This is a genomic window from Lentzea kentuckyensis (assembly GCF_002150765.1).
Taxonomy (GTDB): Bacteria; Actinomycetota; Actinomycetes; order Mycobacteriales; family Pseudonocardiaceae; genus Lentzea; species Lentzea kentuckyensis.
In genome coordinates, this window is record NZ_MUYM01000089.1 from 20,716 (window position 1) to 34,453 (window position 13,738).

The following is a 13,738-nucleotide window of genomic DNA, read 5'->3' on the forward strand; positions in this document are numbered from 1 at the left end:
CGTCGACGGGTGCTTTCCTCGCCACCGTGCGCCAGGTGTCGAGATGGTGCGAGACACGGTTGACCAGACCGACCCGTGCGCCGAGCGCGGCGACCAGCACGGGAAGCTCGGCCGCCAGGTCGTCCGACCATGGCCACCAGCCGCCGTCGACGGACCCGAGTGCCGCCCCAGGCGTTTCATCTGCAAGCGCAACGCGCGACCGCGCCGGTCAGGGGACGACCACGACGTGCCGTGCACACGGCCGGACGTCTTGCTCGTGGGCGGCCAGCCGGCACCGGGGCGCGCAATGATCGAACGTTGTCCGGACAAGGGAGTATCGTTCCCAGAAAGTGCCCTGGACCCCGGCATGACGGCATCCGACCGGGGGATTCCCATGGCGCGTCTCGATCAGCTTCCCGCCACCGCGGCGGTCGCGGGGATCGCGGAACCCCACCAGAGCACGGTCGCGTCCATCCAGCACGCGGCCGGGCTGGGCCTGTTCAGCGCGGCGGAAGCCGACCTGATGATCGACCGGATCCGCGCGCTCACGACCAGAGACAGCGCGCAAGCCCTTCCAGAAAGTCCTAATGGGACAGTCACGTGACTGCCGTGTCCGCGAACGTCCGGCCGCTGGCGATCCGCTCCCGCCTGTGCCCGGCACGACGTGTTGCACGGTCAGATCGACATTTCAGCCAGAGTGATCTGGATCTTCGACGAGCGTGACTGGGCCTCCGTGGTGCGCTCGACCATCCGCCTCACAAGCAACCGGGCAGGCGCAACGTTGCCCGATCAAGGAGATGTCCCCATGGCACCCCTCCTCCAACGCGTGTCGACGGGCCGTCCGGCACGCACAGCTGCTGTCCGGCCAGACTTCCAGCCAGCTGGGGAGGTTCTGACCGTCACGGTGTGCCCTGCCCCGCCCGATGCGGTCGTACTCGCGGTGTGCGGCGAGTTGGACTCGTCCACCAGCCCGCTGCTGCGTGATCGTCTCCTCGATCACGTGCGACCCACTTGCCCACAACTGGTGGTAGACCTCACCGAAGTGACTTTCTTCGGTGCAGCCGGTATCACCGTCCTGGTCGCTGCCAGGGAAGCGGCGGAGACGGCGGGCATCAGGATGTGTCTGGTCGCATGTACACGCGTGGTGCTGCGGCCACTGACGATCACCGGACTGGACAGCGTGTTCGACGTCTGTCCCGACCTCGCCCACGCCCGGCTGCACATGGGCGACGTCGCCGTACAGATCATCGGTGGGTCCCTGGACGATGACGGCATCCTGCCGCGGCCACGCGCGGGGCACCGTGCACCATCCCCGACGTGACCCCAGAGACCAGCATCATCAACAACGTCGTCTACCTGGACGGGCGGCATGCCGCGTCCCCGGCCACGTTGGCCGACACCTTCCGAACGCTGGAGCGGCAAGCCGGCAGCATGGCCTGGATCGGCCTGTACCGACCGGCCGAGGCACAGCTGATGGACGCGGCCGGCCAGCTCGGGCTGCACGGACTGGCGGTAGAGGACGCCATCACAGCCCACCAGCGCCCGAAACTGGAACGCTACGACGACACCCTGTTCGTGGTATTGCACTCGGCCGACTACCGCGACGACACCGAGCGGGTCGAGTTCGGTGAGCTGCACCTGTTCGTGGGTCCCAATTTCGTGCTCACCGTGCGGCACGGCGAGACACCGGATCTGGCCGGCGTGCGGCGCCGGTTGGAGGCCCAGCCCCACCTGCTGCGGCTGGGCCCCGAGGCGGTGCTGTACGCCGTGCTGGACGCGGTGGTCGACGGCTACACACCCGTGGTGTCCGGCCTGCACAACGACATCGAAGAGATCGAGTCCGAGGTGTTCAGCCGCGACCCGAACGCCTCCAGGCGAATCTACGAGCTGTCCCGTGAGGTGATGGAGTTCCAACGCGCCACCCGCCCGCTCCTCACGATCCTCGACAGTCTCTCGGCCGGGTTCGCCAAGTACGGCATCGACGAGGAACTGCAGCGCCATCTGCGCGACGTGGCCGACCACGCCACCATCGTGGTCGAGCAGGCCGACAGCTTCCGCGGCATGCTCGCCGACGTCCTCGCCGTCAACACCACCCTGGTCACCCAGGCACAGAACGAGGAGATGCGACGTCTGGCCGAAGCCAGCAACGCGCAGAACGAGCAGATCAAGAGGATTTCCTCGTGGGCGGCGATCCTGTTCGCTCCCACGCTGATCGGCACGATCTACGGGATGAACTTCCGCCACATGCCCGAGCTGAGCTGGCTGTGGGGATACCCGTTCGCACTGCTGCTCATGGCCCTGGTCTGCACCGGCCTCTACCTGGTTTTCCGGCGCCGCGGCTGGCTTTGACACGGTCGCCGGCCAGCCGGAGCCGACCGTCCTGTGTGGATCAGTCAGCGTGCGGTTCTTGATGCGTGTCCTCCGCTGCCACAACAGATCCAGCGTCCGGCTCTCCGCCGCGGTGGTTCCAGACGTCGCGCAGGACGACCTGGATGACGCCGGTGACCGGGATCGCGAGCAGCGCGCCGAGTATTCCGGCGAGTTCGGTTGCCAGCAGCAAGGCGACGAGCACGGTCAACGGGTTGAGCTTGACCGTCCTGGAGAAGATCACTGGTTGCAGGAGGTGGTTCTCCAGCTGCTGGTAGACGATGAAGAAGATGATCACGGTGATGGCCGCGGGCAGCGAGTGGATGAGGGCGGCGGCCCCGGCGACCACTGCGCCGAGGGTGGCACCGACCAGTGGGATCAGGTCGGCTATCGCGACGAAGACCGCGATCAGTTCGGCGAACGGCACTCCGAAGATCTTCAGCACGATGTAGGTGAGCACGCCGCAGATGACGCTGATGAGCAGGTTGCCGGAGATGTAGCCGGTGATGGTCTTCGCGCACTCGCGGCCGACGCGGTGGATGCGTTCCGCGCGGTGCGGCGGGAACAGTGCGAGTGTCCCGTCGATCACTTTTGGGCCTTGCAGCACCGCGAGGTAGGCCAGGACGAAGATGGAGATGGTCGCGACGATTCCGGTGATCGCGCTGCGCAGCAGGTTCAGTGCCGGGGTGCCGAGTCCGGTGGCGAACTGCCGGATCCGTTCTTCGTTGTCACGGGCGAACTCCAGCGCGTTGGTGCGCTCCAGCAAGATCCCGACAGGGCCTCTACCTCCGCGAGCGTCCGCGATCATGTCCGGCAGCCGGGTCGCCAGCTGCGTGCCCTGCTCGGCCAGCGGTATGGCGAAGAGGGTGAGCACACCGCCGAATGCCAGGAAAACCACGAGGAACACGGCCAGCGTCGCCAGCGAGCGGCGACACCACCTCACATGGCTCTGCAGCCAGTTCACCGCCGGGTAGAGCGCGACGGTGAAGACGACCGCGACGAGCATCCACACCAGAACTCGTTGGACGTGCATGACGAACACCACGGCCACAACTGTGGCCAGGGTCAGCCCGATGGTCGCGAGGATGGTCCGCACAGGAACCGTGTAGGCGCGCTGGTTCGGCAGCATGCCGACCACTCCAGTCCCTGTCGGCGGACAACCGTGCACGGGAACGCCGAGGAGGGCGCCGGTCCGGCTTCCGCGTAGTGCTCTCGGTACCGTCGAACTTACGCCCGTGGGCTGTGCGGCGCCTCTCTACGGGCGTCGGGTTTTGCCGACCCTCATCAGCTCGGTGATCTCCGGCGACCGCGCGATCACCTGCTGCGCGACGTCCGACAGCAGCTGGTTGCTGTTGCGGGCGTGGGTGCGCATCAGGGAGAACGCGTCCGCGACATCGATCTGCAGGCGCTCGGTCAGGATGCCCTTGGCCTGTTCGATGACGATGCGGCTGTTGAGCGCGTTCTGCAGCTGTTCGGTGACCATCTCGCTGTGCCGGAGCGCGCGAACCTGGAGCATGCTGATCGTCGCCACGTTGGCGAAGGACTGCGCCAGCTCGACCGCGTCCTCCGGGATGGCGCCGGGCGAGGTCCGGAACAGGTTCAGCGCGCCGATGATCTGCTCACGCAATCGCATCGGCACCGCGTGAACGGCGGAGAACCCCTGCTCGCGCGCCGCGCCCGCGAACCGGGGCCAGCGCTGCGGCTCCTGCGCCAGGTCCACGCACTTCACCGGCTGCCCGGTGTGGAAGCAGTCCAGGCACGGGCCCTCCTCGTCCTGCAACTGGAACAGCTCCAGCATCCGGGCCTGCTCGGTGGACGCCGCCACCAGGTTCAGCGCACCTCGCTGGTCGGCCAGCAGGATTCCGACCGCGTCCACCTCGAGCAGCTCGACGCAGCGTTCGGTCAGGGTGTGCAGGAAGTCGATGGCGTCGAACCGCAACACGAGCGTGTCCGCAAGCTCGACGAAGGTCTGAGTGATCCGCCGGTCCAACACGTGACTCACCTCTGTTTCTCATGGTCGGTATCCGGGGTGAACCTCAGTCTGCGCGCGACCACGTCCGCCGCTACCTCCGACAGACGCAGGCCGGTGAGGTACGCGTGCGCGCGCAGCCGCAGGAACGCCTCACCGAGATCGGTGTCCAGCTGCACCGACACCATGCCGGTGGCCTGGTGCACCACACCCCAGCGACGCTCCGGCTCAGTACCCCACAGATCACCGCCGTCCAGCGCCGCCGGCGCCGCGGACCGGCCGAGCAACAGCGCTGTCGCGGTGTCCGCGAACAGCAGCGCATCCGCGAGCTCATCCGGCGACAACGGGCCATCGACCTCCCGGCAGATCTCCAACGCGCCCAGCGCGATCGCCCCCATCGTCAGGGGGATCACGAACACCGCCGCCACACCCGCCGCGACGGCGGCAGGGGCGAACACGGGCCAGCGCCGCGCACTCCAGCTGCCTGCCAGATCGGATACGAACACCGGCTGGTTCTGCCGCAGAGCCTCCGACGCCGGCCCCTCACCCACCGTTGCCTGCAGCTCGGCGATCTCGTCACCGACGGCTCCGGCGACTTCGAGCGGTTGCGCGGTACCGGGCAGGTAGACCGCGACGCCTACCGCGTTCAGTCCGGTACGGCAGGCAAGACAGACGTGGCGGACGCCGGCGGGTTCCTGGTCGGCTCTGGCGATCTCATTGATCACCGCGAGTATGTCGAGATGCCGATTCGTGCCCACGTCGGTCACTCCTCGCCATTGTGATCTCGTGCGAACGAAAGCCTAGACCCAGGTGGCTTGCCAAGGGGGCGGACGCGCGCCGAGATCAGGTGGTTCGACGGATGCCGACGCTCAGAAGGAGGAACGCGTCCTGACCGCGGGTGCTATTCGTGCTCGAGCAGCCGGGGCACAGACCTCAGCGCGCGGTTGCTGCGTGGTTCAGTCCGGGTCTTGGCCTCGTCGACCTGACGGACGAGTTCGTCGCGTACCTCGTTGAGCGCCCCTGGCAGGTCGCGCTCCGACGACGTGGCGACGAGATGCAGGCGAGGAGTGCGGTTGATCCAGCATTCGAGGGTGACTCGCTGCTCGACGCCCCGGCGGTCCTTCACGCTGATTTCCAGGTCGATCTGGTCGTCGCGGAACGACCGCAGTCGCGAACCGAGGGCGGCGAGGCGTTCCACGACCCATCCGCGTTCTGACGCGACAAAGCCGGTGGCGAGGTGCAGGCGCTGGGCGACAACAGCTGTGTCGTCCGGGGTTTCGTTCATGCGACTACCAGTCCTTTGTGGATGGTTGTGCTCGGCGGGCGCGGTGGCGCGTGCAAGATTCGCGCCAGCCTGGCCTGGGCTGCTCCCGGTGTCACCGTCCGATGAAGCACATCACTCCCACTCGGGGCACGCCACGGGTTGGGAACGGGCGGCCGTTGAAGGAGCGGGCTCGGCAGTGGCCACGGGGCCGTGTCGGAGGATTGTGACTGTACGGGCCTGATGGCGCACGTATCGGTCATGAACACCCCCTTTCAGACAGGGGGCTTGCACACCCGACACTACGCCTCACGTGGGTGGATGACGCGGGGTGGTACCCATGGCGCCGCACTCGGCCCCAGCACTCCCGCGGTTCGCTCGGCAGGTCCGCGGACGGGGGAGGCGACGTCCGGGCCTCCCCGGAGGGAAGCCCGCACGTCCTTTCCGGATCTGACTACCCGGTGCAGTTGGGCACTGCCGGGGTGCTGCCGACGCAGTTGTTCGGTGTGTTGGCGCTGATCGGCGAGTCGGTCGTGGTCATGGTTCCGCCGTTGCGGTAGACGCCCCCCGCGGTCAGCAGTGCGAGGTTCCCGGACACGGCGGTCTGGGTCATGGTGGTCGCGGTGGATCCGACGGCCGCGATGCCGCCACCCTGTGAGCCGGTGTTGCCGATGATCGGCATCGGGCTGCCGGAGACGCCGGTGGTCGTCAGCGTGCCTCGGAGACCGTTGTAAATGCCGCCGCCGCGCAGCAGAGCCGTGTTGTTGAACACCGGGCTTCGGGTGAACGTTGCGGCCGGCGCTGTGCCGGAAGGGGTGTCAGCGTTGGCCAGTCCGCCACCGTTGAGTGTCGCCGTGTTGCCGCTCAAGCTACTGCGGGTGAAAGTCACCGCGCCGCGGTTGAGGATGCCGCCACCATGGCCTACGACGCTGCCGTTGGTGATCGCGACCGACGTGGTGAGGGTGAGGTTGCCGGTGGTGCTGACCTCGGCGATGCGGAAGAGCAGCAGTGAGGAGCGGGTGATCGTCGCAGGGCCGATCATCTCGATCCGAGTGGTGATCACCGGCAGTCCGTTGGCCAGGCCGCCATGGGGCGAGGTCAGACCGTAGGTGCAGCCGCTCGCCAGGACGAGGGTGTCCGTCGCGGTCGTGGAGTTGGCGAGGTTCACCGCGTCGACGAGAGCGTTCTCGCTGCACGCCACGGGGATGGTGATGGCCTGTGCCACCGGGGTGACGACGGTCAAACCCCCGATGACGACGATTGTCCCGATCAGGGCGTGGATGGTCGTGCGGAGCTTTCGCATGACTACTTCTATTCCTGGGGCAAATTGTTGTACGAAAAAACCTCGGCTCGCGTCTGACACGCTACCGAGGTCTTGAGCAACAACCCACAACCTACTCCTCCGAGATGTTCCTGTACACCTCGGTGACTCGAACGGTTCTGTCGTGAATTGCGGTCTCTTGAGAATCTCCTGCCGATTCCCCATGGCATAAAATATGTGGACGGCTACGTCGATCAGAACTTGTCGTTGTCGTGCGGATCCCGTGGCTGGACGCTCGGCGTCGGCGCTGACGGACCGGTGGCGGCGTAAATGGCAATGCACGCGGCGAGTTCCTGCGCGCCGGCGTGGGAGGCGTGCCGTTCCGCTTGCCGGCCGAGCGGACGGATGCGATCGCGGACTCGTGTCGAGGCCAGGGCCTCGGCGGACGCCAGCGCGCGGAATCCGATGTCGACGCCGATGTCGAGGTCTCCGTCGAGCAGGTGGTTGATCGACAGCAGGACGAGGCTGAACGCACGGCTGCGGGCCATGCCGTCGTCGTAGTCGTCGATCGCTTCGATGAGCAACGGAATCGCGATTCGGGTGTGGCGCGGGCTCACTGTACGCGCGAGATCCGTGTGCACGGCGCCGGCCACGGCTGACATGTCGGTCGTGGTGAAGAACCTGGCCCAGTCGGGCACATTGGTGTGGTCGGCGGTCGCGAACTGGTCCCAGCCACGGTCGAGTTCGGCGAGTGCCTGGTCACCGGCCCCACGCTTGGCGAGGGTCCACGCCGAGTTCACCGACAGAATGCTGGCCGCGATCTCGTTGCCCGGCCGCGTCGCCGCGAGCTGGCCGAGCCGGAAGTAGTCCAACGCCTCGTCAAGGCTCTCGTGGTGCAGGCACACGCGGCCGAGTCGATAGCAGATGTTGGCGACCAGCCCGTCGTGCCGGCCCCACCCGGCGAACACAAGCGCTTGGGTGAACTGCACGCGGGCGTTGCTGACCAGACCGGCGTCGAAGCACACCCAGCCGGCGAGGTTGTGCAGGTCGGCCAGCGCGACATGCAGCCGCCGCCGCACTTTCTCGGTGGCGGACGCGTCGAGCATCAGCAGCGCCTCCCGCATCCGGGTGCGGACCGCGTCGAGACAGGAGTCACCGCCTTGCCGGTAGTCCAGCGCGCGCAGAGCGTGCGTGTCCGCCTCCAGCCGAACGACGTCGGAGATGTCAACCGATCGCGGTGAACGTCCGTGAGCAGGGGAGGAATCCGGGATGGCCATGGCGGCGCTCCTGACAGCGCGACTGAGAAGTGGGCGCCGCCGGGGGCCGGAGCGGATAACGCAGCCCTCTCGCCGATGACTGGGTCGTCGTCGGCCTGGAGCTTGACCTGTGCCTTCGCCGAAGGGACTCGGCTGCTTTCGAAGATAACCGAGCTGCGCCGTGAATGCTGCCACCGAATGGGGCTGGCCGCGGATGACGCGGAACGGGTGTGAGGGTCAGGAAGTGGTGGTCTTGAGGTTGCGGGCCAGTCGTTCCGGCCTCGGCCAGCGGACTTTGGTGGCCCATCCGAGCTGCTCGAAGACCCAGATCAGTCGTGCGGAGATGTCGATCTGGCCGCGGCGGACGCCGTGGCGGGCGCAGGTGGGGTCGGCGTGGTGGGAGTTGTGCCAGGATTCGCCCATCGACAGGATCGCCAGGGGCCAGAAGTTCGCGGATTTGTCGCGTGCCTCGAACGGTCGATCGCCGATCATGTGGCAGATCGAGTTGACCGACCAGGTGACGTGGTGCAGCACGGCGACGCGGACGAGACCGGCCCAGAAGAACGCGGTCAGCGCGCCCCACCAGCTCCAGGTGACCAGCCCGCCGATCAGCGCGGGCGCGAGCAGTGTCACGGCGGTCAGTGCGGGGAACCAGCGGTTGACGCGCTGGATGTCCGGATCTGCAAGCAGATCGGGGGCGAAGCGGGCGGCATTGGTCAGTTCCCGGCGGAACATCCAGCCCATGTGGGCGTGCCAGAACCCTTTGGCCAGCGCGGTGGCCGAGGTGCCGAAGAGCCACGGTGAGTGCGGGTCGCCTTCGCGGTCGGCGTAGGCGTGGTGGCGGCGGTGGTCGGCGACCCAGCCGATGATCGGGCCCTGCATGGCCATGCTGCCGGTCACCGCGAGCCCGATCCGCAGTGCGCGGGTGGCTTTGAAGGCACCGTGGGTGAAGTAGCGGTGGAAACCGATCGTCACGCCGAGACACGTGAGGGTGTAGAAGAAAACGGCGAGGCCGACGTCGACCCAGCCCAGACCCCAGCCCCATGCCAGCGGAACCGCTGCTGCCAGTGCCAGCGCTGGTATGACGGCGAACAACTTGACCACGAACATCTCGGCCGGGGACTTCTCTCCGGCCAGCATGGGCTGCGGCGCGACATCGGCTTGACGGACGTTTGATTCGACTTGCGTACTCACGCTCGTACCTCCGGGAACGGCATACGTTCTCCGTCGCCGGGGGCCGGGGCGATCGGTGTGGGATTTGGCGGGTGCCGGATGTCAGGCGACCCGCGTCAGGTCGTCACACCGCGTGAATACCCGGGGTGTGGCGGTGGCCAAACCGGTGTGATGAGGCCGGCGCCCCTCGATCGGGGGATGGTCGAGGGGCACCGGGTCGGTGTCTCCGTCAGCGTGTGTCAGCTGGTAGGAGCACGATGTGAGGTCAGACGGCGCGGACGGCGGTGGCCTGCGGGCCCTTGGGGCCCTGGGTCACCTCGAACTCGACGCGCTGGTCGTCCTCGAGGCTGCGGTAGCCGTGGCCGTCGATCTCCGAGTAGTGCACGAAGACGTCGGGCCCGTTCTCGCGGGAGAGAAAGCCGAAGCCCTTCTCCGCGTTGAACCACTTCACGGTTCCCTGTGTCATTGTCTTTCTCCTTGCTGGGCTGGGGGTGGGCGCCGCGGGATGCGGTTCCCAGGCCGGGCTTCAGACGGCGACTTCTCCAGCTTGTCCTGCAAGATAAAGAAAGAGGCGCCCGCAACATCGTTTCCGCGAGCGTGATGAACCACGAACACAAAACTCTACGACCACTCCGTACAACACCGCCGAGGCCGAATTAGTTCCGGTGGTGACATCAGGTGTCGCACGTCACCGGCAGATGCAGCCGCGGGACAGCGCGGAAGCCGTGCTCGCGGTGCAGTAGCGAACGCCGATCGGGTCGTGTTCGTGCCACGGGTGCGGGCACACGACACAGGTGCCGGCAGCGTCGGAGTGGCCGGTCAGTACGGCGGTTTGCAGTTCAGACGCGGGCATGCGGGTACTCCGATGATCGATGCTGGAACGAGAGGATGCGGGGGTTGAGGATGGTTCCTTCACGGATTTCGATGGCTCGACGGATGATCTCGCTGGTGTCCCAGGCTCCGGTGAGGACGGGGCGCAGGTGCGGGAGCAGCGCTTCGCTGATCTCCCAGGTCGCCGAGTTCCACAGGTAGGACGGGCTGTGGTCCACGCCGCAGTAGCGCACGTGGTCACCCACCAGGAAGTCCGGCTGCGCGAACGAGGTGGGGCGCGCCCGTTCGAAGCCCATGCCCTCGTCGCAGGAGACGTCGACCACCAGCGTTCCCGAGGCCAAAGTGGACAGATCCTCGTTGGTGAGGAACGTCAGCGGCGCGTCGGTGTCCTGAAGCACGCAGTTGACGATGATGTCGTGTTCGGCGAGGAATCCCGCCAGAGGTACCCGGCCGCCGTCGGTGAAGGCGTGGCTGCGCCGTGGATCGGCGTCGTCGTGGTCGAAGTGGACGATCCGCGCGGAGTGGATCGGCGAGCTGACGGCCGCGACGCCGCGGTTGGTGAGGACGTCGACCTCATGCACCCCGAGCGCGTTGAGCGCCGTCACGGCGCCTCGTGCGGTCGCGCCGAAGCCGATCACGACGGCGCGCAGCCGCCGCCCGTAGTCGCCGGTCGAGCCGATCAGCTGCAGGGCGTGCAGCACCGAGCAGTAGCGGCGAGCTCGTTGTTCTTGTGGAAGACGTGCAGGCTGAACGAGCTGTCGGAGGCCCAGTGGTTCATCGCCTCGAAGGCGATGAGCGTCAACCGCCGTTCAACGGCGAGCTGGGTGAGTTTCTCGTCCTGGACGCAGTGCGGCCAGCCCCACAGCACCTGCCCGTCCCGCAGCTCCGCGACATCCTCGGCGAGCGGCTTCGGCAACAGGATGACATCGCATTCCGCGATGAGCTCCTCGCGAGAGCGCAACCCCGCGACGGAGGCCGCGAGTTGCCCGTCGGAGACACTGAAACGCTCCCCGTAGCCGTGCTCGAGGTAGATCCGGTCCCGAAGGTCCGCGTCGATCCGGGCTAGGTGCAGCGGGTGGATGGGAAGCCGGAATTCGTTCTCCTTGCGAGACCGTGCGATGACTCCACGGCTGAGCTGATCCACGTGTGTCCTGTCCGTGATGATGGCGACCGCGCGGCGCGAGTCAGTCGCCACGCAGGTTGGGTGGCTGCAGCGCCGTGGGTGCCGCCCGATCGAGGTCAGCCGCACGGAGGCGGTACACCTGTAGCTCGACGCCGAAGTACTTGGTGGTCTCGCCGACCCAGTGCATGCCGTTGTTGCGGACGGTGGCCGCGGCGCGGGCGTTGCCGGGGCGGACGACGGCGAAGATCTCCTGGACGTTCTTGCTGAACGCCCAGCTGGCCAGCGCGTGGGTGGTCTCGGTGGCGTAGCCGTTGCCCCAGGCGTCGGGGCGCAGCTGCCAGCCGATCTCCAGATCCTCGTTGCCCGGCGGCAGCGGGAGCAGGATGGCGCCACCGATCACACGGCCGTCGATGTTGCGTTCGATGGCCCATCGGCCGGCCGGGGCCGGTAGCCGGGCACTCTCAGCTTTCCACTGCTGCAGCAGCAGCCGCATGGCCGCCAGGTCTGGTACCCGGTCCATGTCGGGGCTGAGCCAGCGAGTCACCTCGGCGTGCCCGTAGACGTCCAGCGCGGCCTGTGCGTCGTCGACCTGCCAGGGGCCGCAAGGTCAGCCGTTCCGTGGTCAACGCGTGGGTGGTCCAGGTCGACGTGCTCATATCGGTACTCCGTCCCCCGGCTGCGTGAGCTGGCCGGGTGATGTTCGAGCAAATGGTCCGATATGGATCGTCAGGCCATTTCGGGAAGGATCGAGGGGCCCGTTGAAAAAACGGCACTTTTGTTCCCATGTTACACGCACAACTGGCACATATGATCGAGTTCTGCGTGATCAGAAAACCGGCGAACACTTCCTGAGAATCAGCTGTGAGCATCTGAGCTGCAAGCTTGGCTCACGGGAGGCTTTTTCTGTCATTTCGATCAACTATGCAGGGTGGTCGGCCCGGAAATTTGGCAACATTTCGGTCGATCATGACTGAATCGGCGTAGAGTCAAGTTGTCGAGAACAGCGCGCATATGGGCATTCGAGTTCATGCCGTGCTCGGCGAAACTAGACCGGCTGTTTTTCCGGCCGGGGACGGGAGTCCTGACATGACGTCAGCACCCCACCTTTCCGACGCCCCACCTGCCACTTCGATCTCCGAGCAGTCTCAGCTCTCGCAACGACTGCGGCTGCGGCCGAAGGCGCCCACGACGGGACACGTCGACGGGGCCTGGTGGCCACGTTCCCGGGACCTCGCCGCCGAGCTGCCCTCGTTGCTCGCAGCGCTGGGAGCTCGCCTGGGCGACATCCTGCGGGTGAGCTACAACATCACCGAGTGGAACTCCGCGCCGCGCCGCATCATCGGCGACGGCCGCCAGATCCGCCTCGACGGGTTCATCTCCAAGCCCGCACACACCGTGGACGTGCTCGCGGCGGACAGGCACCGTCTCACGCTGCTCGTCGTGCCGCCGAACACCGACCCGGCCGCCGCGCACCAAACCATGATGATCACCGCGGATCGCGGCAACACCCAGACCGTCGAAGACCTGCTCGCCGCGGGCGTCAGCGTGACCGCGTCGACGCAACACACGACCGACCTGACTCGGAACGCACTAGCGGGCTGGGAAGCAGACGGCGGTCGAATCCCGGAGCAGAAGAGGAAGCACACCCCATGACGACATCGATCTACCTGTCCATGTACGAGCGCAGAGTCAAGCTGGTCCAAGAAGTGCTGGCTGCGCATACCGAACTCGGCGCGAAGGACGCACAGAGTCTCGCCGTGCACGTGCTGGGCGCGTTGGACCACATCCCGGAGCACATCCGCTGATCGCCGACCGGCCTCGTTCCAACAGCCCAGGCAACCCGGGAGGACTCCGCGCCGGTGGTCACCGGTCCCACGTTCCAGCCGACCCGGAAGGTCCTTTGTGCTTCGCACGTACGGTTTCCTGAGCACGTATCCACCCACGCAATGCGGACTCGCCACGTTCACCGCTGCCTTGCTGCATCATCTGACCGCGGTAACGCCAGGCAGCAAGGGCAAGGTGGTCCGTGTTCTCGCGGAGCCGGATCACGCACCCGCCGCCGTAGCGGGAACATCAGTGGTGCACCAGATGCCCCCCGGCGCGGTCGAGGCCGCGGCCGAGGCGCTCAACCGCTGCGACATGGTGGTGGTGCAGCACGAGTACGGGATCTACGCCGGCCGTGATGGTGAGGACGTGCTCGGCGTGCTGGCCCGGCTGCGGGTCCCGGTGATCATCGTGCTGCACACGGTGCTCACCGCGCCCACTCCTGGCCAGCGGCAGGTGCTCGAGGAGGTCGTCGGCTACGCCGACGCCGTGGTGACGATGTCCGAGGCCGCGCGGCAGCGGCTCGTGGACGGCTACGTGGTCGCGCGGCCCGATGAGGTCGTCGTGATTCCGCACGGCGCGCTCCCCGTCGACCCACCCGCCCACGGTCCGTCCGCCGACCGGCCGATGATCCTCACCTGGGGCCTGCTGGGCCGTGGCAAGGGCATCGAGTGGGGCATCTCCGCATTGGGTG

18 protein-coding genes and 1 pseudogene are annotated in these 13,738 nt (G+C 67.0%); 6 read left to right on the plus strand and 13 right to left on the minus strand.

What is annotated here, in order from left to right; all coding sequences use genetic code 11:
- Positions 1 to 22 precede the first annotated feature (22 nt).
- Positions 23 to 118 (minus strand): annotated as a pseudogene (locus B0F77_RS50110) (DUF5994 family protein); the annotation flags it as partial.
- A 255-nt stretch (positions 119 to 373) separates the two neighbouring features.
- On the opposite strand from B0F77_RS50110, the gene B0F77_RS35460 reads away from it, so the two are divergent.
- The 3 genes from B0F77_RS35460 to B0F77_RS35470 all read left to right on the plus strand — a co-directional run bounded on the left by B0F77_RS35460 (position 374) and on the right by B0F77_RS35470 (position 2,328).
- Complete coding sequence (locus B0F77_RS35460) at positions 374 to 583, plus strand: hypothetical protein (RefSeq protein ID WP_143467060.1); 210 nt, start codon at positions 374 to 376, stop codon at positions 581 to 583.
- A gap of 93 nt (positions 584 to 676) precedes the next feature.
- Entirely contained in the window at positions 677 to 1,300 is a 624-nt protein-coding gene (locus B0F77_RS35465) for an STAS domain-containing protein (protein WP_143467061.1), read from the plus strand.
- Positions 1,297 to 2,328 (plus strand): magnesium and cobalt transport protein CorA, encoded by a 1,032-nt coding sequence (locus B0F77_RS35470; protein ID WP_245849071.1) that lies wholly within the window; start codon positions 1,297 to 1,299, stop codon positions 2,326 to 2,328. Before B0F77_RS35465 ends, B0F77_RS35470 begins: the two co-directional genes overlap by 4 nt.
- A gap of 40 nt (positions 2,329 to 2,368) precedes the next feature.
- Here the strand turns inward: B0F77_RS35470 and B0F77_RS35475 are convergent, their stop codons facing one another.
- The 12 genes from B0F77_RS35475 to B0F77_RS35520 all read right to left on the minus strand — a co-directional run bounded on the left by B0F77_RS35475 (position 2,369) and on the right by B0F77_RS35520 (position 11,764).
- Positions 2,369 to 3,475 carry an AI-2E family transporter gene (locus B0F77_RS35475; protein ID WP_086667422.1) on the minus strand — a complete coding sequence of 369 codons (1,107 nt, stop codon included), beginning with the start codon at positions 3,473 to 3,475 and terminating at the stop codon, positions 2,369 to 2,371.
- Between the two features lie 126 nt (positions 3,476 to 3,601).
- A complete protein-coding gene (locus B0F77_RS35480) occupies positions 3,602 to 4,339 on the minus strand; it encodes a GAF and ANTAR domain-containing protein (RefSeq protein WP_086667423.1) in 738 nt (245 codons plus the stop codon).
- Between the two features lie 5 nt (positions 4,340 to 4,344).
- Positions 4,345 to 5,073, minus strand: a complete 729-nt coding sequence (locus tag B0F77_RS35485) for a GAF and ANTAR domain-containing protein (RefSeq protein ID WP_158102913.1) — start codon at positions 5,071 to 5,073, stop codon at positions 4,345 to 4,347.
- Positions 5,074 to 5,216: 143 nt separating this feature from the next.
- Positions 5,217 to 5,600, minus strand: coding sequence for a Fis family transcriptional regulator (locus tag B0F77_RS35490; RefSeq protein WP_086667416.1), 384 nt, complete (start codon positions 5,598 to 5,600; stop codon positions 5,217 to 5,219).
- A 430-nt stretch (positions 5,601 to 6,030) separates the two neighbouring features.
- Entirely contained in the window at positions 6,031 to 6,879 is an 849-nt protein-coding gene (locus tag B0F77_RS35495; RefSeq protein ID WP_086667417.1) for a hypothetical protein, read from the minus strand.
- A 212-nt stretch (positions 6,880 to 7,091) separates the two neighbouring features.
- The gene (locus B0F77_RS35500; RefSeq protein WP_483868452.1) at positions 7,092 to 8,288 is read right to left on the minus strand and encodes an NsdA family TPR-like regulatory protein; all 1,197 of its coding nucleotides are present in this window, start codon (positions 8,286 to 8,288) and stop codon (positions 7,092 to 7,094) included.
- A 42-nt stretch (positions 8,289 to 8,330) separates the two neighbouring features.
- Positions 8,331 to 9,233, minus strand: coding sequence for an acyl-CoA desaturase (locus B0F77_RS35505; RefSeq protein ID WP_086667419.1), 903 nt, complete (start codon positions 9,231 to 9,233; stop codon positions 8,331 to 8,333).
- Positions 9,234 to 9,531: 298 nt separating this feature from the next.
- Positions 9,532 to 9,732: a cold-shock protein gene (locus B0F77_RS35510; protein ID WP_086667420.1), complete on the minus strand. Its 201-nt coding sequence runs from the start codon at positions 9,730 to 9,732 to the stop codon at positions 9,532 to 9,534.
- 222 nt (positions 9,733 to 9,954) lie between these two features.
- The gene (locus B0F77_RS48785) at positions 9,955 to 10,119 is read right to left on the minus strand and encodes an RGCVC family protein (RefSeq protein WP_169731027.1); all 165 of its coding nucleotides are present in this window, start codon (positions 10,117 to 10,119) and stop codon (positions 9,955 to 9,957) included.
- The gene (locus B0F77_RS50115) at positions 10,106 to 10,798 is read right to left on the minus strand and encodes a Rossmann-fold NAD(P)-binding domain-containing protein (RefSeq protein WP_245849072.1); all 693 of its coding nucleotides are present in this window, start codon (positions 10,796 to 10,798) and stop codon (positions 10,106 to 10,108) included. The genes B0F77_RS48785 and B0F77_RS50115 overlap by 14 nt, the downstream gene beginning before the upstream one ends.
- A complete protein-coding gene (locus B0F77_RS50120; protein WP_245849073.1) occupies positions 10,777 to 11,292 on the minus strand; it encodes a Rossmann-fold NAD(P)-binding domain-containing protein in 516 nt (171 codons plus the stop codon). The genes B0F77_RS50115 and B0F77_RS50120 overlap by 22 nt, the downstream gene beginning before the upstream one ends.
- Positions 11,282 to 11,764, minus strand: a complete 483-nt coding sequence (locus B0F77_RS35520) for a GNAT family N-acetyltransferase (protein ID WP_342746872.1) — start codon at positions 11,762 to 11,764, stop codon at positions 11,282 to 11,284. The genes B0F77_RS50120 and B0F77_RS35520 overlap by 11 nt, the downstream gene beginning before the upstream one ends.
- A gap of 542 nt (positions 11,765 to 12,306) precedes the next feature.
- Between B0F77_RS35520 and B0F77_RS35525 the strand changes: the two genes are divergently transcribed.
- From B0F77_RS35525 to B0F77_RS35530, 3 genes are all read left to right on the plus strand, one after another.
- Positions 12,307 to 12,873: a DUF5994 family protein gene (locus B0F77_RS35525; protein ID WP_086667421.1), complete on the plus strand. Its 567-nt coding sequence runs from the start codon at positions 12,307 to 12,309 to the stop codon at positions 12,871 to 12,873.
- Positions 12,870 to 13,025 (plus strand): DUF6307 family protein, encoded by a 156-nt coding sequence (locus B0F77_RS48790; protein ID WP_169731028.1) that lies wholly within the window; start codon positions 12,870 to 12,872, stop codon positions 13,023 to 13,025. The genes B0F77_RS35525 and B0F77_RS48790 overlap by 4 nt, the downstream gene beginning before the upstream one ends.
- 214 nt (positions 13,026 to 13,239) lie before the next feature.
- Positions 13,240 to 13,738 (plus strand): glycosyltransferase (locus B0F77_RS35530; RefSeq protein WP_342746873.1); only part of this gene is annotated, 499 nt, incomplete at its 3' end.